This window comes from Desulfoprunum sp., assembly GCF_053613775.1.
The window spans coordinates 1,518,403-1,538,151 of the sequence record NZ_JBSHXH010000004.1; the positions used below are offsets into that span (position 1 = coordinate 1,518,403).

At 61.0% G+C, this 19,749-nt stretch carries 15 protein-coding genes; 3 read left to right on the forward strand and 12 right to left on the reverse strand.

Features of this window, described 5'->3' with window-relative positions; translation table 11 throughout:
* Window positions 1-31 precede the first annotated feature (31 nt).
* Together ACWGKN_RS10890 and ACWGKN_RS10895 are read right to left on the reverse strand one after the other, a co-directional pair.
* Window positions 32-2,395: a fatty acid cis/trans isomerase gene (locus ACWGKN_RS10890; RefSeq protein ID WP_424252804.1), complete on the reverse strand. Its 2,364-nt coding sequence runs from the start codon at window positions 2,393-2,395 to the stop codon at window positions 32-34.
* Between the two features lie 153 nt (window positions 2,396-2,548).
* Entirely contained in the window at window positions 2,549-3,157 is a 609-nt protein-coding gene (locus ACWGKN_RS10895) for a hypothetical protein (RefSeq protein ID WP_035231959.1), read from the reverse strand.
* Between the two features lie 187 nt (window positions 3,158-3,344).
* Between ACWGKN_RS10895 and ACWGKN_RS10900 the strand changes: the two genes are divergently transcribed.
* The gene (locus ACWGKN_RS10900; protein WP_052160212.1) at window positions 3,345-3,791 is read left to right on the forward strand and encodes an Hsp20/alpha crystallin family protein; all 447 of its coding nucleotides are present in this window, start codon (window positions 3,345-3,347) and stop codon (window positions 3,789-3,791) included.
* A 58-nt stretch (window positions 3,792-3,849) separates the two neighbouring features.
* Here the strand turns inward: ACWGKN_RS10900 and ACWGKN_RS10905 are convergent, their stop codons facing one another.
* The 4 genes from ACWGKN_RS10905 to ACWGKN_RS10920 all read right to left on the reverse strand — a co-directional run bounded on the left by ACWGKN_RS10905 (window position 3,850) and on the right by ACWGKN_RS10920 (window position 9,251).
* Entirely contained in the window at window positions 3,850-5,061 is a 1,212-nt protein-coding gene (locus ACWGKN_RS10905; protein WP_424252807.1) for an AI-2E family transporter, read from the reverse strand.
* Between the two features lie 174 nt (window positions 5,062-5,235).
* The gene (locus tag ACWGKN_RS10910; RefSeq protein WP_035231956.1) at window positions 5,236-6,483 is read right to left on the reverse strand and encodes a cation:proton antiporter; all 1,248 of its coding nucleotides are present in this window, start codon (window positions 6,481-6,483) and stop codon (window positions 5,236-5,238) included.
* Window positions 6,476-7,381, reverse strand: a complete 906-nt coding sequence (locus ACWGKN_RS10915) for a universal stress protein (protein WP_035231954.1) — start codon at window positions 7,379-7,381, stop codon at window positions 6,476-6,478. The genes ACWGKN_RS10910 and ACWGKN_RS10915 overlap by 8 nt, the downstream gene beginning before the upstream one ends.
* A gap of 163 nt (window positions 7,382-7,544) precedes the next feature.
* Complete coding sequence (locus ACWGKN_RS10920; RefSeq protein WP_452095188.1) at window positions 7,545-9,251, reverse strand: vWA domain-containing protein; 1,707 nt, start codon at window positions 9,249-9,251, stop codon at window positions 7,545-7,547.
* A gap of 103 nt (window positions 9,252-9,354) precedes the next feature.
* Between ACWGKN_RS10920 and ACWGKN_RS10925 the strand changes: the two genes are divergently transcribed.
* Entirely contained in the window at window positions 9,355-10,236 is an 882-nt protein-coding gene (locus tag ACWGKN_RS10925) for a hypothetical protein (protein ID WP_452095189.1), read from the forward strand.
* A 79-nt stretch (window positions 10,237-10,315) separates the two neighbouring features.
* Complete coding sequence (locus ACWGKN_RS10930; protein ID WP_452095190.1) at window positions 10,316-11,302, forward strand: hypothetical protein; 987 nt, start codon at window positions 10,316-10,318, stop codon at window positions 11,300-11,302.
* Window positions 11,303-11,347: 45 nt separating this feature from the next.
* On the opposite strand, the gene ACWGKN_RS10935 is transcribed toward ACWGKN_RS10930, so the two are convergent.
* The 6 genes from ACWGKN_RS10935 to ACWGKN_RS10960 all read right to left on the reverse strand — a co-directional run bounded on the left by ACWGKN_RS10935 (window position 11,348) and on the right by ACWGKN_RS10960 (window position 19,662).
* Window positions 11,348-12,145: a 4Fe-4S binding protein gene (locus ACWGKN_RS10935; protein WP_452095191.1), complete on the reverse strand. Its 798-nt coding sequence runs from the start codon at window positions 12,143-12,145 to the stop codon at window positions 11,348-11,350.
* 246 nt (window positions 12,146-12,391) lie between these two features.
* Entirely contained in the window at window positions 12,392-14,200 is a 1,809-nt protein-coding gene (locus ACWGKN_RS10940) for an IS1634 family transposase (RefSeq protein ID WP_424254120.1), read from the reverse strand.
* A 1,256-nt stretch (window positions 14,201-15,456) separates the two neighbouring features.
* Complete coding sequence (locus ACWGKN_RS10945; protein WP_452095192.1) at window positions 15,457-15,699, reverse strand: hypothetical protein; 243 nt, start codon at window positions 15,697-15,699, stop codon at window positions 15,457-15,459.
* 22 nt (window positions 15,700-15,721) lie between these two features.
* A complete protein-coding gene (locus ACWGKN_RS10950; RefSeq protein ID WP_452095193.1) occupies window positions 15,722-15,895 on the reverse strand; it encodes a hypothetical protein in 174 nt (57 codons plus the stop codon).
* A 395-nt stretch (window positions 15,896-16,290) separates the two neighbouring features.
* Window positions 16,291-19,131, reverse strand: coding sequence for an ATP-binding protein (locus tag ACWGKN_RS10955; protein ID WP_452095194.1), 2,841 nt, complete (start codon window positions 19,129-19,131; stop codon window positions 16,291-16,293).
* A gap of 42 nt (window positions 19,132-19,173) precedes the next feature.
* The gene (locus tag ACWGKN_RS10960) at window positions 19,174-19,662 is read right to left on the reverse strand and encodes a hypothetical protein (protein WP_452095195.1); all 489 of its coding nucleotides are present in this window, start codon (window positions 19,660-19,662) and stop codon (window positions 19,174-19,176) included.
* Window positions 19,663-19,749 lie beyond the last annotated feature (87 nt).

The following is a 19,749-nucleotide window of genomic DNA, read 5'->3' on the forward strand; positions in this document are numbered from 1 at the left end:
GGCCTGCTGCCGGTGATCGGGATCGCCCCGGTCAGATGGCAGGGCGGGCGTAGCTGTTCAGGTCGATGCTGCCGGGGCGGCCGCCGCCGCTTTCGGCGAATCGTTGTTGAAACCAGTCGTAGATCTCCCAGAACCGCTCTTCACCGCCATCCACCCGGTACTTCGCCAGGCGTTCGTCAGCCCCCGGCGAGGCCTGATAGGAGCGGAGGACCTCGAGGAATGCCGGCAGCTCGTCGACATCGACATCGTAGAAATGGTTCGGTGATGAACCGATGAAGCCGGCAAAGAACCCGACCCGGTTGCGGGAAGGATTGAGGCGCCGTTCCTGGCGCAGGACCGTGACATCATCGTGCCAGCGGTGCAGCACCAGCGAAACGACCGCATCCCCCCGTTCCGCCCCATTGATCCTGATATAGGCCAGGCTGTCCTGGCGGTCCTCACCATCGGCGAAATACGAAGGCCCCGGCGCCGCCGCCGCCCGCAGGCCCAGCAGAAATTCGTCGATGTTCCGGTATTGCGGCAGCGGCTCCGGATACTGCTCGCCATCTTCGAGATAGTTGTCATCGAAATCGATCCCGGTCTCGACCAGGAAATGATGATGCACCAGGTACTCGACAAACTCCCGCTTGGCGTCATCGGTGGCAAATTCGATCCGGGCAGGCAGGGACGAGGGGGAGGCATCCAGCTCCTGCAGGTCCATGCCGCCGTACCAGTACTGCAGTGAATTACGCCGCTGCTCCTGCGGCAGGAAATCGAGGAACTGGGTCTCCGCCTCCTGGCGCAGCCCGTCCATCCGCACCCGTGCCGCCATCCGCCGCTCCGCCGGTCCGTAAGGAGAATACCCCGTCACCATCGTGGCGCAGATCCTCTCGAGGAGGGGATAATCGAGGACCCACATGGTCTTCGGCAGATCCCCCAGGCCACCCTTGTGCACCGACGCAGTGGCGGCATGGCGGAAGACCGTCAGCAACGGCGCATCCTCCGCCCGGGACCCCCGCCAGATTTTTTCATAACCCCGGCCCTGATAACGATAGAAGATGTCGTACAACTGGCTGCGCTTGCGGGCGAAGTGGGCCGTATCCCGCCGCAGCTGCCTGTTGGAATCCGGCGGCGCCGTCCCCTCGACCGCCCGGACGGTTCTCTGGGGCCCGAGCAGCCCCTCGTTGTCGATCAGGAATCCGGGCAGCCGGACACTGAGGTCGTATTCCGGATCGAGGAACATGACCCAGAACTGGTCGTCAAGGACGTCGAGGGTCGCCGCCGCGGAGGCGGCCGGTCCCTCGAAACAGCTCTGGAGGATAGGCAGGGCGTTGTCGAGCAGGAAGCGGTAGCGCGATTCCGGCGGGATCTGCTCGAAGGTGCTGAATGGGTTGGCGGCGAACCGCGGCGCATACCCGACCCGATGCGGCGGCATCAACCAGTCGGGACGGATGAAGAGATCATGGACCCTTTTCAACTGCTCCCCGCCGAGATTGAAGACGACGCGGCCGGTGGCGGCGGTGGCGGCATATATCCGCCGGAAACGATAGAAAAACAGACCTCCGGGGTCGTCATAGGGCAGGACGGTCGGCACCGGCACGACCGGCTCACCCGGAGCGGTACGGGAGCGGACCAGCTCGTAGAAGGCCCCGGTCCCGGTGGCGAAGGTGGTATGGGTGGCAAAGATATGCTCATAGATGTAGCGGGACGTCATCACATGCTTGGGATCCTGGCGATTGAGGAAATCCTCCCAGTCGCCGACACTCGAGAGATCCCGGGCCGGGATGGCGGTGAGACCGTCCATCTCCTCCGGATCAGGGCCCTTGGCCCCGGCCGCCAGCCAGTCGACGATGATCCGATGTTCCTCCGCCGTGACCGGCGGGAACCCGGGGGGCATGCGATGATCAGGATGGGCGGCAAGAAAGGTCTCCATCTCCCCCGTGCCGAAGGCGCAGGCAGAGCCGTCGGCCGCCGGCGGTCCCTCCCCGGCGGCGGCAGATCCCTGCGGCCGGCGGGAGAGCAGTTGCACCAGCGTTGCCTCCTCCGGCCCGGTCTCGGCACCGCTGCCGATGATCGGGACGAAACCTTTTTGCCGCCATCCTTCAGCCGTCTGGGCATCGACCATGAGCCTGGCCGGCTCGATTTCCGCCTGCCGCCGGCGATCGAGTACCGTCTGGGGACTGCCGCCCCGCTCCAGCCCGGCAAAGGATCCCAGATCGATCTGGCAGGGGGCGGCGGAGCCGCTGTGGCAGGCGACGCAGCGTCTGCCGAGAATCGGCTGCACCTCTTTCAGATAATCGATCTCTTTCGCCGTTGGCGCTGTGGCAACCTGATCCGGACGAGTCGCCCCAGGTCCGGTGGTGCAGCCGGAGAGCGCGAGACAGAGCGACAGCAGCAGACTGCAAAGACAGCGCATGAAAAGGCCTCCGCGACAAGAAAGACGGGTTGCACGGCACCCCGGGATACACGTCCGGCGCCGCAATGAAAACATTGTCGCAGTATACGAAATACCGGTTTCTTTTCAATGGCTTTTCGGTTTGAGAGATCGATAGGCTCCTCCCGGCCTGCCTCAGCCATTCACGCCCTGATTCGCGAAATCCTCCATCCTGCGCCCCCGGTCGACGCACTCCTCGACCGCGGCGCAGCAGCCATCAACGGTCTTCAGCATCGCCAGCAGCTGCTGAAACACCGGATCGTCGCGGCCGAGTTCGCTCTCCGCCCGCCGCACCATCGCCGCGCTCCGCGCCAGATGCTCTTTCAATTCAACGAGAAACTCCTTGCGGCGTTCGTGCTTCTCCCGCTCCCGGCGGATGAGCGGCAGGATCCGTTCGATCGAAACCTCCACCAGCACATCCCGGGGCGTATTGTAGCTGGTCGAGATCTTTTCGAGATTCTCCAGGGTCCGGCGGGAGATGACATAGGTCTTGGCCACGCGCGGTTCAGCGGTCCCGGCCGGTCCGCCCCCCTCGGCGATGACGCGGAGGGTCTGGACATCATCGACCAGATAATCGAACAACGATTTCTGGCGGATGCCCATCTGGGAGGCAAGGATGCTCAGGGCATGAATCGACCGCGGCGACAGCTTGAAGGTGGTCCTGACCGATTGCCGCCCCCGCAGATCGCGCACCGAATCTTCACGAATTTCAAGATGAATCAATGATTTGATCTGGTCTTCCATATCTTCCCCCGTGACTCATGCACCGCATTGTAAATTACTTTTTTATATATAGCATAAAAAGTAATATTTCTATTCTTGACTTTACTGATTGAATTATTACCATTCTGAGTGAAGAGATAAAGAGTGAATTCCACTCGAGGAAAAATAACCGGCAGCATCCAGCACATCATTCAAAGGAGGAAACACCATGGAACTTGCACGCTACATGCCCCGTCAGTCTCTGATCAATCGGCCGGATACGTTCTCCAGCATCGTCGATGAGTTCTTCACCCCGTTCTTCAACTTCGAGCGGCGGCCCGCCGTCGTCAGCACCGGCGGCCTGCGGGTCGACATCTACGAGAAGGACGACCGGATCATGGTCGATGCCGAACTTCCGGGCATCGACAAGAAGGACATCACCGTCGACATCAAAGGCAGACTGCTGACCATCGGCGGCGAGCGCCGGATGAACGAGGAGATCAAGGAGGAAAACAGCTACCGCCGCGAGTGCCGCTACGGCAAGGTCGAGCGGACCTTCAGCCTGCCCTTCGAGATCGATTCGGAGGGCGTCGTCGCCAGATACGAAAACGGCATCCTCCATCTGGAGGTAGCCAAACCGGCGGAACTGACACCGAAGCAGATCGAAATTCAGTAACAGCAGAGTCCGCCCGGGCGTTGCCGCACCGGCGGCGAAGTGAGGGGACGGGACGGCCTCAGGCCGTCCCGTTTTTTTGTTCAGGATCGGCAGACGGCTTCGTCTCTGCCCCGGCCGGGGGCTCCGGCGCGGGGAGGTCCTGATCTTCTTGCAGCAGCAGCCCATCCTCGTCGCCGCCATCGGCCGGCTCTTCCTTCATCCGCCGCAGCACCACCCCGACATCGGGGAGGTGGTCGCGGAAGGCGTCGCCGTAGATCTCCCACACGGTGATGAACAGGGCGGCGACGATCGGGCCGATGATGATGCCGAGCAGGCCGAACATTGCAATCCCGCCGAGGGTGCCGAAGAGGACGAAGAGATCGTGCATCTCGGTATCCTTGCCCACCAGCCGCGGCCGGATCAGGTTGTCGAGGTTGCCGGCGATCGCGCCGCAGACCACGCCGAGGATCACCGCCCCGACGAACTGCCCCTTGAGGACGAGGATGATCAGCGCCGGCACCCAGACGATCGCCGTGCCGAAGGCCGGGATGATCGACATCACCGCCATCACCGTGCCCCAGAAGACCGGCCCCTCGATGCCGGCCAGGGCGAAGGCGAGGCCGCAGATCGCCCCCTGGATGATACCGATGATCAGGGTGCCCTTGATCGTCGCCCGCGCCACCGAGGTGAAGCGGCGCAGCAGCAGCTGTTCGTCGCGGTCGTGGAGCGGGAGGAAGTACAGGATCTTCATCAGCAGCCTGTCGCCCATGGTGAGGAAATAGAACATGACGTAGAGCATGATGATCGAGCCGAACACCGCCTGCATCGTCATCTTGGTCACCGAGGAGAGGGAGTCGATGAGGAAGGTCGAGATCGAACCGACGATCTGGCCGATCTTTTCGAGGATAACGTCGCGGTAGGGCAGGATCTGGTCGTAATAGGGGATCTTTTCGAGATAGAGGGTCATCTCGGTCGGTTGACTGACAAATTCCTGGATCCAGGGGGTGACCGACTGGCCGACATGGATGGCCTGGGCGACCACCACCCCGACCAGGATCGACAGCGGCCCGAGAACGAGGACGACGATGCCGATGATGGTCAGGATCGAGGCGATGTTCTCCCGCCCGCCGAGCCGGCGGCTGAGCCAGTGGTGGGCCGGGCTGACCATCGCCGAGAACAGCCCGGCCATGAACAGCGGCATCAGGAACTGGTGGATCATCACCAGAAAGACCGCCGAGATGCAGCCGACGATCACCAGCAGAACAGCCTTGTTGACGATACCGCGCTTCATGTTCCCTCCCCGGGACAGACTCAGACGAACGACCCGCACCGATGGCGCCACCGCAACGACGGCAGGTTGCCGGACATATCGTGCAACCGGGCGCCCGGCCGGCACTGGCCCTATCCTAGAGTATCCCGTGTGCCGCGACAAGCCCTTTTCGCCGGACCGATTTCCGCAACGCCGCTATTTTTTCCGGTCGAGGAAGAGCCGTATCAGCGGGGCACTGGTGATGCTGGTGACCAGGGCCATGACGATCAGGGCGACGAAGACCTGGCGATTGATCAGCCCGGCCTCGAAGGCCAGGCTGCCGAGAATGATCTCCATCGCCCCGCGGGCGTTGAGCCCGAAGGCGACGGCCATCGCCTTATTGGGCGGCATGCCGCCCAGACGGGCGCCGGCCCCGGCGCCGAGCACCTTGCCGGCGAAGGCCAGCACGAGGACCAGGCCGACGATCACCGGGTCGAAGTGCTCGACGAAGTCGACCTTCAGGCCGATGGAGACAAAAAACAGCGGCGCGAAGAAATTGGTGACGAACTGGTGCATGATGCTCCTCGCCTCTTCCCGCAGGTGAACGGAATCGCCGATGGCCTGGCCGGCGATGAACGCCCCGAGGATGGCATTGATATGGATATACTCGGTAAAGGCGGCGCAGAGGAGACAGAAGCCGAGGCTGAGCGACAGGACGCCGCCCGGCCATGACAGCCGGGTCTGGATCCAGGGGAGGATGCGGTTGAGCAGGAACCGGCTGAACAGCAGCATGCAGACGGCAAAGGCGATGATGGCAATGATCGGCCGGACGATGCCGACATCGCCGTTTCCCTGCCCGACCATCGACAGGATGAAGGAGAAGACGAACCAGCCGACGATGTCGTTGAATACCGCCGAGGCGATGATGATCGCCCCGACATCGGTCTTCAGCAGCTTCATGTCGAGCAGGATCCGGGCGATGACCGGCAGGGCCGAGATCGACATGGCGGTGCCGAGAAAGAGGGCGAAGAGCAGGTGCGTAGACCCGCCCGCCGCAACCGAAAACCAGGCAGGGAAATACCAGGCGAGGGCAAAACCGGAGACGAAGGGCAGGACCATGCTGCCGATGCCGGTGGTGAGGGCCACCACCCCGTATTCGAGAAACAGCGAAAACCGCAGTTCCAGGCCGGCGACAAAGAGCAGCAGGATCACCGACAGTGAGAAGATCGTCTCCAGCGAACGGGCGAAATTGGCATTGTCGGCAAACGGAAAAATGGTGTCATAGACCCCGGGAAGGAGTGTCCCCAGCAGCGTCGGCCCGAGCGCGACCCCGACCAGCAGCTCCCCCATGACCATCGGCAGACCGAATTTGCGGCCGATCTCCGAGGCGATGCGGGACAGGATCAGCATCGTGCTGATCGCCAGTAGCAGGATGACGAGATCGTTCGGCGCAAAATCAGCCATCCGTACGCCTCGCATCAGGCCCTGCGGCGGGCCGCGAATGGACGATGAGGATATTGCAGGGGAGATGCTCGAGGATATGCTCCATGCCGTGGGTGAAGATCCGGTCGATGATGCCGTAACGGCCGTCCGGCGAGTTGACGGCGAGCAGGTCGGCCCCGCAGTCCTCGGCATAGCGGCGAATGGCGAAACCCGGCCGGCCGCTGAGCACCAGCCGTTCGCCCCGAAGGCCGTCATCTTCCAGACCGATGGCCAGCTGCCCCAGTTTCGCCTCTTCGTCGCGCAGCAGTTGTTCCCGGATCCGGGCGGTCTCGACCGTCGTGCTGTCGCCGGACATCGACATCGCCAGGCCGGCCTGGTCCATCTCCCAGGCCAGGCGGAGGTCGGTGCAGCCTGTGCCGGCGGCGAGGTAGCGGACCGTCTCCACGGTATGCGCCGTCTTGCCGTGGTCGACGCAGCTCACCACGATCCGCCGGAACGGGGTGCCGGTGATGGCAGGTTCGATCAGCAGCAGCAGGGAGCACTTGGCGCGGCGGCTCATCCTCCGGGCCACCGAACCGAGGTAATAACGGAGGATGTTTTCCCGGCGGAGGGCGCCGAGGATGAGGAGATCGACCATGTTGGTCTTGCAGGCCTCGAGCAGGGAATCGACCGCATCCCCCTCCAGCCAGATGATCCGGACCGCCGCGCCGGCCCCCAGCCGGCCGTGGATCTCGTCGAGCATCACCTCCTTGGCGGCGGTCCGCCTGCCGACATGGATCAGCAGCAGCTCGGCGCCGAAGATGGCGGCCAGCCGGACGGCCTCGGCCACCATCGCCTCCAGCCGCGGCGAGAAGGCGATCGCCGCGGCGATGACGGCAAAGGGGAAGGGTGGACGCCCCTTCAGACGACTGTCGTCCATCGGCATGCTCCGGGTCGGTGATCATGCCGGGGAGGCTGCGGCTTCCCCGGTCCTCGGCTCTTCTCCACAGTCACCAGCCTAGCCGATTTGGCCGGTCCCGACAACAGGGATGATCCCGCCCCCGCACTCCGGCATCTTTCCGGCCAGAATGCCGCCGTCCCGCTCAGTTCGCCAGCATCTCGCTCATCTCCACCAGTTTGACGAACTCCGCCCGCCAGCCGTCGCGGTCCTCACCCCTGGCCCCCCGCGCCAGGGTGATGATATCGTCGTAGGAATAGCCGTTGAGATATTCGGAATCGCCGAGCCGCATGCCGAAGGCGGCCACCGCCGCGGCGAAACGGAAATCGGCGCTCACCTCCGTCAGGCTTTTCGTCTCCCGGCCGAGGCTCCGCTCGATCGTGGTCGAGACCGTCTGCTGCAGCGGTTTGTAACGGACCTTGACCGTCAGCAGTTCGTCACCGGCTCCGGCCGTCCGCGCCGGCTGCTGGTACCTGAGCGGATCGACCGACACCGGAACCTCGCCGCCGGCAGGGACGACCTCGTAAAGGGCGGTCACCCGGTGGCCGACCCCGATCTCCCCGGCATCCTTGCGGTCGTCGTTGAACTCCTCGTCGGCCAGGGCCCGATTCTCGTAGCCGATCAGCCGGTAGGCGGCAACCCGCGCCGGGTTGAACTCGACCTGGACCTTGACGTCGCCGGCCAGGGCGAACATCGTCCCGCTCATCTCCCTCACCAGCACCTTTCTGGCCTCGAGCAGCGAGTCGATATAGGCGTAGTTGCCGTTGCCGCGGTCGGCGAGGATCTCCATCGTGTCGTCGTGGTAGTTGCCCTCGCCGAACCCGAGCAGGGTCAGGTAGACCCCCGACTGCCGCTCCCTTTCGATCAGTTTCTCGAGGTCACCGCGGCTGGTCAGGCCGACGTTGAAATCGCCGTCCGAGGCCAGAATCACCCGGTTGTTGCCGCCGGGCATGAAGGTCTGGCGGGCCAGCTCATAGGCGGTGACGATGCCCTGCGAGGCATGGGTCGATCCCCCCGATTCGAGGGTATCGATCGCCGCCAGCAACGTCTTTCTGTCACTCCCCGCGGTCGGCGGCAGCACCAACCGGTCGCAGCCGGCATAGGCGACGATCGCCACCCGGTCGCGGCCGTCGAGCTGGTCGACCAGCAGGGCCATCGCCCGCTGCAGCAGCGGCAGCTTGTCGGGGGCGCTCATCGAGCCGGAGACGTCGATGAGGAAGACCAGGTTCGACGGCGGCAGGTTCTTTTTATCGATGTCTTTCGCCTGCAGACCGATACGGACCAGACGGCGTTGCGGCTGCCAGGGACAGGGGCCGCCTTCGAGGGTCAGCGACAACGGCCCCTGGTCGGGCTGCGGATAGTCGTAGTCAAAGTAGTTGATCATCTCCTCGATGCGGACGGATCCGGCCGGCGGCAGGCTGCCCTGGCCGATGAACCGCCGGATATTGCTGTACGAGGCAGTATCGACGTCGATCGAAAACGTCGACAGCGGGTCGTTGCCGACGGCGACAAAACCGCTTTCCCTGTTCGGGGAATAAGACTCGGTGGTCATCGGCGGCGGCTGATACAGGACCTGATCGGCGGCCACCATCGGCGATGCCATGCCCGTCCTCATCGGCAGGACCGGGCGGCCCGGCGCCGCCGGTGCCGCCGGGACGGCCGCCTTTTCCTCCCGGCTGCCGGCAACGATCGCTCTCCGACGCCGCTCTTGGCCCTGGTCCCCGGCCACAACCCGTCCCTGTTCCGCCGGTGGCCGACCCGGGGTCGCATCGGTCTGGGGCTCAGTCTGCCGGATGCAGCCGGCAAGCAGGCAGAGTACGGCCAGCAGCAGATGCCATTTTCCTCTCTTCATCCTCTTTCCTCCGTTATGGTTAAGGTTGATGGGACCGCGATCGCGCCGTCCCTTCCTACCCTGACGGACCCGATGGTCGAATGTGTCGCAAAAATACGTTTCTATGAGTATCTTCAGCGCATCCGACGGCACGGCCGTCATACCATCGACCATCGCCCCAGAGACCATCGCCCCAGAGACCATCGGCATGCAGGACAAGGACAGGGTGTTAGCCGAACTCGGCACGATCAGCCGCCTCGCGACGCGGCGCTTCACCAGCCCGGCCCTGGCCGGGGAGGCCGTACTCCATGTCCTCGACGCCCTGGAGAAGGACAACTGGCAGCGGGTCAGGGATCATGCCGGGCCGGGCCCCTTCGCCATCTATCTCGCCTCGCTGTCCTGGCGCCTTATGGAAGACTTCGCCCGCCGCCGGTTCGGCCGCAGGCGGCCGCCGCTGTGGATCCGCGCCCTGGGCGGCATCCATGCCCTGCTCTTCCGCCTGCTCTGCCTCGAACGGCTGGACCTGAACGCGGCGGTCGAACTCGTCGCCCAGCGGCAGGAACTCCCCGACCGGGACGAGATCGAGACGGCGGCCTGGACCATCCTCGACCGGATCATCGACTGCCGCGCCCACCAGGCCCTCGAGGTCGACATCGCCGAGGCCGACGACTGCCGTCAGGATCACAGTGCCTTCAATCGCTTCGAGGACGACGACCGGGACTGTTTCCTCGAGACCCTCTTTTCCGGGGTGTTCGACCGCAGCGATACAGCGCGGCGTAACCGTACCCATACCGCGCTGCGCCGCCTGCGCCTCGAACTCAGCGCCGAGGAACGGCTGCTGCTGCAGCTGTGCTATCGGGACAATCTCAGTGTCACCAGGGCCGGCGAACTCCTCGACCTCAACCGGCACCAGGTGCACGGCCGCCTGCGCCGGCTCCTTGCCCGGTTGCGGCAGGGGCTGGAGCAGGCCGGACTCGCCGCCGAATTGCGGGAACTGCTTGACTGAGGCCGAAGATGGGACACAATGCGATGTCGGGGCCGCCAATGAAATATAAACTTCCAACCCTTGCTGTTGCGTGAGCGCCATGGCCGAAGATCAGATTGCCGAAAAATCGGCAGCCCGGAAAAGAACAGCTTTGCTGGGACTGGCAACGGAAACGAAGGCGGGGGCGGGCGAATGCCTGAACCCGGAGGCGATGGCCGCCTTTGTGTCCGGGTACTGCACCGCTGAAGAAAAGCAGGAGGCGCTGCGCCATATCAGTCTCTGCCGGCGCTGCTACGGGGAATGGCTGGTTTTGATGGAACTGCGGCTGGATAGCGGGCGGCGGCAACGGCGGGCGGAGAAGATCCCCTTCTATCTGAAACCGGCCAACCTCGCCGCCCTGGTGTCGGCGATGGCGGCGGTGATCTGCGTCGGCCTGTTCCTCGACATCAACCCCTTCGGCTACCGGATCGACGGCGAGCCGGTGCCGGTTGCGACGATGCAGCAGAAATCGGCAACGGCCCCCGCCGCCAGCGATCAGGCCGAGGGCACCACCGAAGCCCCGTCCCGGTCCCGGCAGGCCGACAAGGCGACCCGATCGGAGCAGATCCCGAGCGCCAGTGACCGGAAGACCGCAACGGGGACCATGGACCGGAATGCCGTGGAACCATCCTCGCCGGCGTTGAAAAGTGCCGCCCCGGCCCCGGCTGTCCCCCGACCCGAGGCCGCGCCTCCCCCGCCGGCAGAGAGCGACCTGCAGGCCGAACCGGCGGCACCGACGGAGGAACGGGAGTCGGCCGGAGGCCGGGACCCGATGCCCCTGCCCCTGTCGTTGCGGCAATGGCACCAGGAATTGACGGCGGTCTGCCGCGACCGGGAAGGTCAACGTGCTGGGCGGATGGGTCTCGACGATCTCTTCCGTGCAGGCAAGAGGGCGCTCCCCGCCTGGCGCCGGCAATCGCCGTCATCGCCGGCGGACCGCAGCCTGCAGCAACGGCTGCTGCCCCTGCTGGATCAGTTCCAAGACATGGAGCAGCTGCTCGCCCGCTGCCCGGAGATCCTGGCGGCAGGCGGCACGACCGCGGAATAGCCGCTTTTCCCCGACTCCGGCCACCCGGGGCAAAACCGGCGATCGTCAGAGATACAGTTGCGGTTCCCGCCGCGCCGTGCAATGCTCATGGAGCCACTGCCGTACCTGCCGGACGGGAGCGGCGTCGATGACCAGGGCCTCCTCCGGGCACGATTTGATGCAGGCGCAGCAGAAGATGCAGCGCTCGACGTCGATTGCGATTTTTTCCTGCAGCGTGATCGCCTCGTTGGGACAGACGGTGAGGCAGATTCCACACTTGGTGCAGGCCGCCTCGACCAGCGCCGGTGTAAGCGGCAACGGCGGCGCCCCTTCCCGATAGGGGACGTTGCCGGGCAGATCCGGACAGCAGGCGGCATCCAGGGTCTCCAGCGCTGCCAGTCGCGCCCCGATTCTCGCCCCGAACGCCTCGGCGATGGCCAGATCCGGGCCATCCGGCCGGCCCGCCGCGATCGGGGTCTCTGCGCCGGAAAAGGAATGTTCGCCGATGAAGGCGCCGGCGGCCAGCGGTACGAAGGACGCCTGGCGGGCGATATCCCGCAGCTCGACCAGGGCGTCTTCGAAATCGCGGTTGCCATAGGTGGCGACGATGACCGCCGGGGTACGGTCGCCCTGCAGGGTTTGCAGTCGCTCGACGGCCAGCGGCGCCACCCGGCCCGCATACACCGGCACCCCGATAATGACCAGCTCGTCCGGCCCGAAGCGCCGCCGCCCGACCCCGGCGGCATAGGTCAGATCGCATTCTTCACTCGGAATACCCGTCATCGCCGCAGCGATGGCGGTGATTACCTTTCTCGAGCTCCCGGTCGGGGAGAAGGGAACCAGCCATATCTTGCTTATTTTCATTGCAATCCACTCCGTTCAGTCTGGAATTGGTCTTCCGCTGTCAGCGGCATCGCGCCGAAAATCCGGCCCGTTAACATCCACCAATGGTGAAAGTCGATGTCGCCCCAAAATTGGGGGCACTCAATCCAAATCTTGATTCAGTGATTGCGCCAACCCATGTTTAACACCAGGAATTATTTCTCTCGCCAAAACAGCCAGATAGTCGGCAGAAAATTTCCCAGTGGCACTACATCCACGTCGTTGACCTCACACCACCATCTTCCTGACGCCAACCGGAGAGGCTGAGAGGCCCAGCGCTTCGTAGAGCTGTTGCAGTTTCGGTTCGGCGACGGTGGTCTTGCGGACATGCAGCGTTCTACCGTCCTTCTGTCTGAAGGTCGCAGTGATCCGGCGCTGTCCTGCAAAGATCCGTCGCAGGGTCGACCAGCTCTCCTGGAAGCCTTGATCCTTCAGGCGGCGACGCAGCGCCTGTACCGCCTGATAGGCCAGGACGGTGATGAACAGGTGCCCCTCCGCCCGATCCTCCCGGTGATGGTAGATCGGCCGCAGACCCAACTCCGACTTGAGGCTGCGGAAGACCGCCTCCAGATCGGTGAGCATGGTATAGGTGCGCCACAGGGTGTCCTCATCCCAGCTCAACTCGTTGGTGCGCAGGCAGTAGACCCCGGGGTGGGTCACCATCGTCCCGGCAACCGGCTGCTTTTCCCAGTTCAAGGCCACGATCTTGTCGCCGGCGGCATCCGGCGTCAGTTCGATCCGGTAATGCTGGGCGATGCCGTGGCTCTTCTCCTGCAGCCGGCCGAGTCGCTGCAGGATTTTGTCGCGACGTTTGTCGCCGCGCGGGGTTTGCAGGGCGGCGGCAAGCTTTGCCAGGCCGCGCTCGAATCGCTCGCTGAACCGCTGCGTTATCGCGGTTTCCTTGTTCTCTCGCTGGCCGGAGTGGCAGTAGAGGCGCAACTCGGTACCATCCTCGCTCAAGACCCGTTGAATCCGCACCGTATTCTTTGCAGCCGTAGTCACCGCGATCGCCTGCTCGGCGGCGAATTGCCGTTTTCTCTCGCGGCTGACCACCAGATAGCGATAGTGCTGGCCCGTCAGCCAGGCAATATTGGCCTCGGTGGCTATCCCCCGGTCCATGATTACCAGGGCCCCTGCCGGGGCCGCCAGCCCGGTCAGCATCTGTTCGAGGGTGGCGGCCTCGATGGCGTTGCCCTCGAACATCCGCGAGCGCCGAACAAACCCACTGCCATCGAGGACCAGGCCGAGGGTCACCAGCGGACAATCGGACCGTTTTTCCTTGGAATGGCCCCGTCTGGCCTTGCCGTTACCGGCCATCGCCCCCTCGAAATAGGTATTGGTCAGATCATACAGCGTTACCGTGGCCGGCAGCGAAAACAGGTCACTGATCCGGGAGAACAACCGTGCTTCGATGGCCTGGCGGTGTCGGACCAGCAGATCCGAGGTTCGATACAGCCGTATCAACGGCATCGCCTCGTAGTCGACATCGAGCAATTCCCCCAGCCCGCTCTGTCCGGTCAGCCAGGCATAGGTCGCCAGCTCGCTCCCCGGCTCGGCCATCCGGCCGATGATACTGCCGAGCGTGGCCGCCTGCTGCACCCCGTTCAAACCGACCTCCGCCAGGATCCGCGGCAACTGAAGCTCCGCCAAAGCCGCCAGCCCGGCATGCTCCACGCCGATGGAGCGGGGACGGACCAGTTCCAGGGAATCAATGTCGACCTCCTGATAATCGACGGTCTCCCGGACCTCGCCCCTCTCCTCCTTCGGGCCGCTCATGACCAGGCGGGCGGCGTAGCGCTGCGCCAGCTTCTCTACCGCAGGGGCTCCGGGGATCAGGCTCAGCTGACCGGCCAGAATCTGTTCGATTCTGGTACAGAGTTGCGGCCAGAGCTCCTTGGCAAGATCGAAATTTTTGCCCAGATTGAGCAGGGTCTGTTGCCGCACCTTGCCGCCGGTCCGTACCGAGGCGACCAGGCGGAAGGTGCTGTAGGTTTCCCCGGTCGGGCTGCTGCTGGTTTTGGTTTGTCGAATATACATGGCCACAGCATAGCCATATCCGGGGGCAAAAGTCAATCCCCTTGAATAATATTATGGCACTACAAAGTGACCCTAACAATTATCACGCAGAAATACCAATAGTTACCGGTTACGATGGAGCGGTTATAACGGCTACATGGAGCGGATGCGTTAAGCTTGGGCCAGGAGGACTCCGTAAATCTGCGGAGCCAACCAACGTAAAATTGCTCCGCTCAAAACTGAGCCAAGCCGAAAATTCGGCCCATTAACTTCCACCATTGGTGGTTGTTGGACTCGCCCCGGTTTCCGGGTGGTCGAGGACTCCCCGATTTTGGGGAATCAAATTCCCCGCCATTGGCGGGTAATTCAATCGTGGTCGCCAGGCGATAAATTTTGCTCGCCAGAACCAGAAAAGGCCGGGTAGATCGTTCTGCCCGACCCGTCCTGCCGTCAATCGTCAATCCCCGCGTCCTGTGGCCGGGGTCCTCTGCTCCGCTACTGGGGCCTTTCTCTTTGCCGGTGGTCCCGGTTCATCGATGATAGATCGAGGGTGACGGTCTCTGTATCGTCGGCAGGGTGAAGGCTGGGCCTCGGTGTGGCCGTGGTGACTTCTTGCCTGAAGGGATGAACGATTCGTTCACCCGGTCGGCCTTCTGCCCAAGGTGATTTTTAACTTCCTCAATTTGATGGAGTTGTCGAACGTGTTGATTTTATTAAATTCTCCCAAAGAGGCGAAAGCTGGTATCCACTCGGGTATCCACCAAAGAGCTGTGAAAAAGAGATCGTAGCTGTCAACGGGACCAGTTTTGGGTTGGTCGAATACAAGGTACATCGGGTGCGTGGGTGCATCCATCGCCAGGGGTTGGAAAAATGTTCACATCTTTTTCATCGTCATAGCGCCGAAATGACGATACAGCCCGAGAACATAAATTCCCGCCGCACCACCAACCCGGCAACAGGATTGTCTTCAGCGATGTCCGCACCTTATTGCCCTCATTTTTGAGTTGGTGCGCAGTGAGGTGCGCACCAATGAGGCCGCTTGATTTGGTTCACAGCGAAGTTTGCACCCTTTGGTCCGCACTTTGGTTCGCACCCCGGTACGCACCCCTAAGGGGGGGGTGAGAACTTGCGGACAAGGTGGGGTATCCCGGGACTACTCATGGATGGTTGCGGGGGTAACTGAAGGTGTAACTATCAGCCCCCCTCAACGTGGCGATGTGCTTTCAGGCATCGGGGTAGACGTGACAGTCAACCCGCACCATTCCGCCGATCTTTGCTCACCCTTTAGGGGGAGCAAACAGGATCCGTGTCTTCGAGGTCGCTGTCGTTGCGGATGAAGACGACTCGCTTTCCGAAAACTGTTGCAAGAGATTGGGCGGCACAGGCACCATCCTCCGCCGCCTGAACAGGTGTAATTCTGCCGGTGGCTGGGTCTCCCACTCTTCTTTCGGGATCTCGCCGCTCTCGTATTTTCTCAAGAACTCGTTGAAGAATTCTTCCATCTCTTTGAGATTGCTCATCTGTGGCTTCTCCGGAATGCTGCTATGCCGTTTCTTGATCCGTGGAAGAAGATTCTTGGTTCTCCGGTTTCTGGACGAAGTCGCCATACTTGTCGAGCATCGCCAATTGCTCCGGTGTCAGCTCCGGCAGGCATCCGAGATGCCTCCTGATCTTCTCGTCCAGAATCTTTTTCTCTTCCGCCGTCAATTTCTTCATTTTCCCAGTCTCCGAACCATGCCTTGAACGCCGGTGTCCTGGCCTGCACCCATTTCTCGGTCAACAGTGTCGGCTTTTGGGGGGGCATAAATACAGTATGGGTTCTGGCAGCTGATTGATATGGTCCCAGAATGATATGGAAAAGGTTGAACGATACTTCGCCGTCTTCGATCTAATTCGCTCGTTGTAATCCTGCCCCCTTTTGCCTCACCCCCAAATCCTCTGATTGTCCATTATATGGCCCCCCGCGCATCGATCAGTATTGACACCTGCAGTTGGAAATACGACACCTGAATAGGGCTTGGCTGCGCATACGATCGAGAAGATCGAGGCGCCGTTCTCAAATTTGAGGGCTCGACCCAATAATACTGCGGACAGTTCTGCCGAATGCAAAATCAATCCCATTCGGCAATTTTAAGCCCAAGGGTACGGGAGTTTTCTGATACCGCTCTTTTAACTTGGTCAGAGGCCCCGCTTGGGAACTCCACCTCAATCTCCAAACTCACTTTGATTGTGGCATTGGGGTCAGCAACGAGGACTGTAATGATCTCTTCGGCCACTTGAAGTAGGCGCATTTTGGCAGTCGCCGCAGGGATCTCAGCCATGCCATGAAATGATGTCGATTTGGGCACAACTGATTGTACAGGTATAGCAGGAGTTGCCACTGGCGTTGAGATACCTGTTTGGAGTGGCACTGCCGAACCAAGTTCAGCTGTCATGCATTGCCCTGTATCGTTAGGAGCCGGTACTATAGGTTTAGGCCGATTTGCCTCTTCATAGATCTTTGCAGCTCCTGGCTCAATTAAAAGCAAGGTGTCATCCAGTTGCACATTGGCATTACCCAGTGAAAAACCTGTAAAGGTGTCCTCATGGCTGCCATAGGCGGTGCCGAAAAAATCACGACTGCCTGCTCCCTTGATGATGGCCTGGGCCAGAACCTCACGAGCTTTAAGTCGGGGGAGGTAGATATACCGCAATGTATCTTCCCAGAACGTTATTGCACTTACAGCTGACCGGTCAGTTTTCCAATATAAGGTTTGTAACGACTCCCGCAGATGCACCGGCGACCAGATATTGATCACCAGTTCATTGTCTACGCACACCCTCTCGATTTCACTCCCCAGCCCTGAGCCTCCCGTATTGAGGGGAAAGAATTCAACCTCAATTTTTGGGTCACTGGGTGTATGTTGACTAGGGCATAGCAGCCACTTATAGCACTCACGAGCCACCCGAGGAAGAACCTCCTCGGCACCCTGCAACTCTTTTTCTGCCTGTTTCTTCTGCAGGAGATCGATGTTCAGCCGTCCTTCTTTCACATCATCAACAATGGAACTCCAGGCAAGCGCAACCCTGATAGCATCCTTCAGTCGCCCTGCAGAACCTTGGTCCGGTGCCAGGAAAAGAAGGCGATTGCCGCGATAACGTGGTTTTGCGCCGTTGTTCCGCACGAAATCCAATACCTCATCTACGGCCAGACGCATCTCCTGGCGGAGGAAGAAATGTTCAATATCAAGGATCACCAGCCGCAGGGCAGAATCGTCCGGGACGTCGGCATGGGGTGTGAAGATGTGGATACCGTCAAAGAAAGCGATGCCGGAAGTGAGCCTCTTCATGACAGTAGCCAGCTTGGTACGCACATCACTCCGTTCGTCAAAGCGATTCTTCCTCTCCTCCATCTCCCGGCGCAGATTAGCCCGGGTGTCAAACCAGAACCGAGTTGTATCCTGGGTCTTGTCGCCGGAGCTGTTCAGGTAATGTAACCGGTCTGCCAGGCGGCCAAGTGCGTCGGCATAGATCGATGAGGTCTGGCCAGGCTGCAGACAGCCCAAAAGTATCCTGCCGCGGTCAAGTCCACGGATACCTGCCTTGGTTGCCACCGATGAAGGCGCGCTCCCTAAAAAAATAGTCCGGGCCACTCGCCGTGCGGCATTGACTGCCCCGAAACGCGGTTCCTTGTTTTCCAGCTCCGTGGTCTCAGCCCGTTCTCCATCGATATCCTTTTCCACGACCGGGTCCCAGCCCGGCCCAAGGTGATAGGTCAATTCATTGCGACTGGCGCCATCGTACAATGGCAGACTACCGGGCAGGATCATCAGATCCTTGTTATCATCCTTCCACAGCCGGTAGATCACATTGGCCATCAGCTTCAAGACGCCTCGGGTGCGCTGGAAGCCATCAATGGTGGTCCAATCTTCATACAGACGATCAAAAACTTCCGGGTGGATAGGGTAGGCCTGCAACAGGCGGTCAAAGTAACGACTCTCCTGAGTTTCACCTGGGAGCCTCTCCCCTTCACTCAGATAGGAATCCGCAAAAGCACGGCAGACAGTCTCACGGGCCTTGCCGTCCCGGACTTCATCAAAGAGACGCCGTCTGACAATCTCGAAGGCCTCCTCAGTGGCTACCGGTTTCCACAAGGCCTGCACCCTGCCAAAGGTCTTTTCCAACGCCCGCAGGGTTGAAATCCCGCGTTGACTGCCTGATTCCACTTCAGATTCCGGCAGGGAGCCCAATACAATGGCGTTGGGCACCAGTTTTACCGCCTCGGTCAGGGCCTGAAGAAAGGATAAATTGCTATCGAAGCTGCCGCCGGAGAGCACCTGCCCCTCTGGAAACTGGCGAATATAAGCAACAAGTTCATCGATCAACACCACGCAAGGCGCGTAGCGCTCCAGCAATGCCTTCAACACCTCCTTTCCGGGGGAGGTGCCGGTGTTGTCTGCCTCTCGCACCAGAGCAAAGGCCTCTTCACGACCAAGCTGCCAAGCCAGTTCGCCCCACAGGGTTTTTACGGTCTGCGTACCGTGCCACCAAGGTTGGCCGGGGGCGTGCTCATGACCGTCCAGAACGGCAACTGAGGCCTGAGGCGCATCCATGAGCCCGGCTTGGTCGATCAAAGCCGGGATACCCGGCATCTCACTCAAGGGACAACTACGAGTGGCCAGATGATACACCGCCAGCATGGTGTGAGTCTTGCCGCCGCCAAAGGCAGTCTGAAGCTGAATTACCGGCTCACCTCCCTTGCCGTTCAATCGCTGTGTCACCTGAATCAGCAACCGCCTCATCCCCTCTGTTATGAAGGTACGCTGGAAGAAAGCAGCTGCGTCCTGATACTCGCGCGTTGCCTGCCCATTGCGGACTGCAGTGATATCAGCGGCAAACTCTGATTGCTGAAAGGTGCCTTCCAGTACATCGGGATGAGGGACAACGATTTCGCGCCAGGGTTTTAAAGTCATATATTCACCTTCTATCCTACTGAAGCAAATGCGGTATCTTCCTTAATCCAGAATCCCCACGATCTCACGCCCGATTCCATAAAATTCAGATTTGGCAAAGTCTTCGTTTAGATCTTGAGGGTTTGCTAAAATTTTTTCCAGATAAGCCCCAGCACTCAGATATGAAAAAATTCCAAGCCGCCACGGTTGAGGCTCAATTAGGGCATATTCTCTGAGAATGCTATTGGCCGCTGCTAATATACTCCAAAGACGACGAAAAAGTTCCCTGAGCAATCGAGCATCATCTACCGTCATCTTTGTGGAAACCAATGGATCTGCACCCTTAATTGTTGGGAAATCGTTATGGGCCTGCACCTTGTCACGGTGTTCTTTCAAAGATCTGAATTTCGCTCCGTTCCAGTCTCGACAAACAGCTGCGAAGTCTGCGGAAGTTTCGACCAGATCGGATTGATTTGAGCAAGGGCAAAATAATCTGCGGAAACTGAGGTTCTGGTTAGTATTATTTCTCCCGCTTTCCTTCGGGTCCATCATCCGTGCCAACCTGATCAGCACACATTCAATCAATGCTGATTGAACCCTACAACGCAATTTAATCAATTTTAACTTGATGTTTGTCAG

Coding starts and splice junctions, on each gene's coding strand:
- ACWGKN_RS10890 (WP_424252804.1), bottom strand. CDS start 2,395: ATGCGCTGTCTTTGCAGTCTGCTGCTGTCGCTCTGTCTCGCGCTCTCC.
- ACWGKN_RS10895 (WP_035231959.1), bottom strand. CDS start 3,157: ATGGAAGACCAGATCAAATCATTGATTCATCTTGAAATTCGTGAAGAT.
- ACWGKN_RS10900 (WP_052160212.1), top strand. CDS start 3,345: ATGGAACTTGCACGCTACATGCCCCGTCAGTCTCTGATCAATCGGCCG.
- ACWGKN_RS10905 (WP_424252807.1), bottom strand. CDS start 5,061: ATGAAGCGCGGTATCGTCAACAAGGCTGTTCTGCTGGTGATCGTCGGC.
- ACWGKN_RS10910 (WP_035231956.1), bottom strand. CDS start 6,483: ATGGCTGATTTTGCGCCGAACGATCTCGTCATCCTGCTACTGGCGATC.
- ACWGKN_RS10915 (WP_035231954.1), bottom strand. CDS start 7,381: ATGGACGACAGTCGTCTGAAGGGGCGTCCACCCTTCCCCTTTGCCGTC.
- ACWGKN_RS10920 (WP_452095188.1), bottom strand. CDS start 9,251: ATGAAGAGAGGAAAATGGCATCTGCTGCTGGCCGTACTCTGCCTGCTT.
- ACWGKN_RS10925 (WP_452095189.1), top strand. CDS start 9,355: ATGAGTATCTTCAGCGCATCCGACGGCACGGCCGTCATACCATCGACC.
- ACWGKN_RS10930 (WP_452095190.1), top strand. CDS start 10,316: ATGGCCGAAGATCAGATTGCCGAAAAATCGGCAGCCCGGAAAAGAACA.
- ACWGKN_RS10935 (WP_452095191.1), bottom strand. CDS start 12,145: ATGAAAATAAGCAAGATATGGCTGGTTCCCTTCTCCCCGACCGGGAGC.
- ACWGKN_RS10940 (WP_424254120.1), bottom strand. CDS start 14,200: ATGTATATTCGACAAACCAAAACCAGCAGCAGCCCGACCGGGGAAACC.
- ACWGKN_RS10945 (WP_452095192.1), bottom strand. CDS start 15,699: ATGAGCAATCTCAAAGAGATGGAAGAATTCTTCAACGAGTTCTTGAGA.
- ACWGKN_RS10950 (WP_452095193.1), bottom strand. CDS start 15,895: ATGAAGAAATTGACGGCGGAAGAGAAAAAGATTCTGGACGAGAAGATC.
- ACWGKN_RS10955 (WP_452095194.1), bottom strand. CDS start 19,131: ATGACTTTAAAACCCTGGCGCGAAATCGTTGTCCCTCATCCCGATGTA.
- ACWGKN_RS10960 (WP_452095195.1), bottom strand. CDS start 19,662: ATGATGGACCCGAAGGAAAGCGGGAGAAATAATACTAACCAGAACCTC.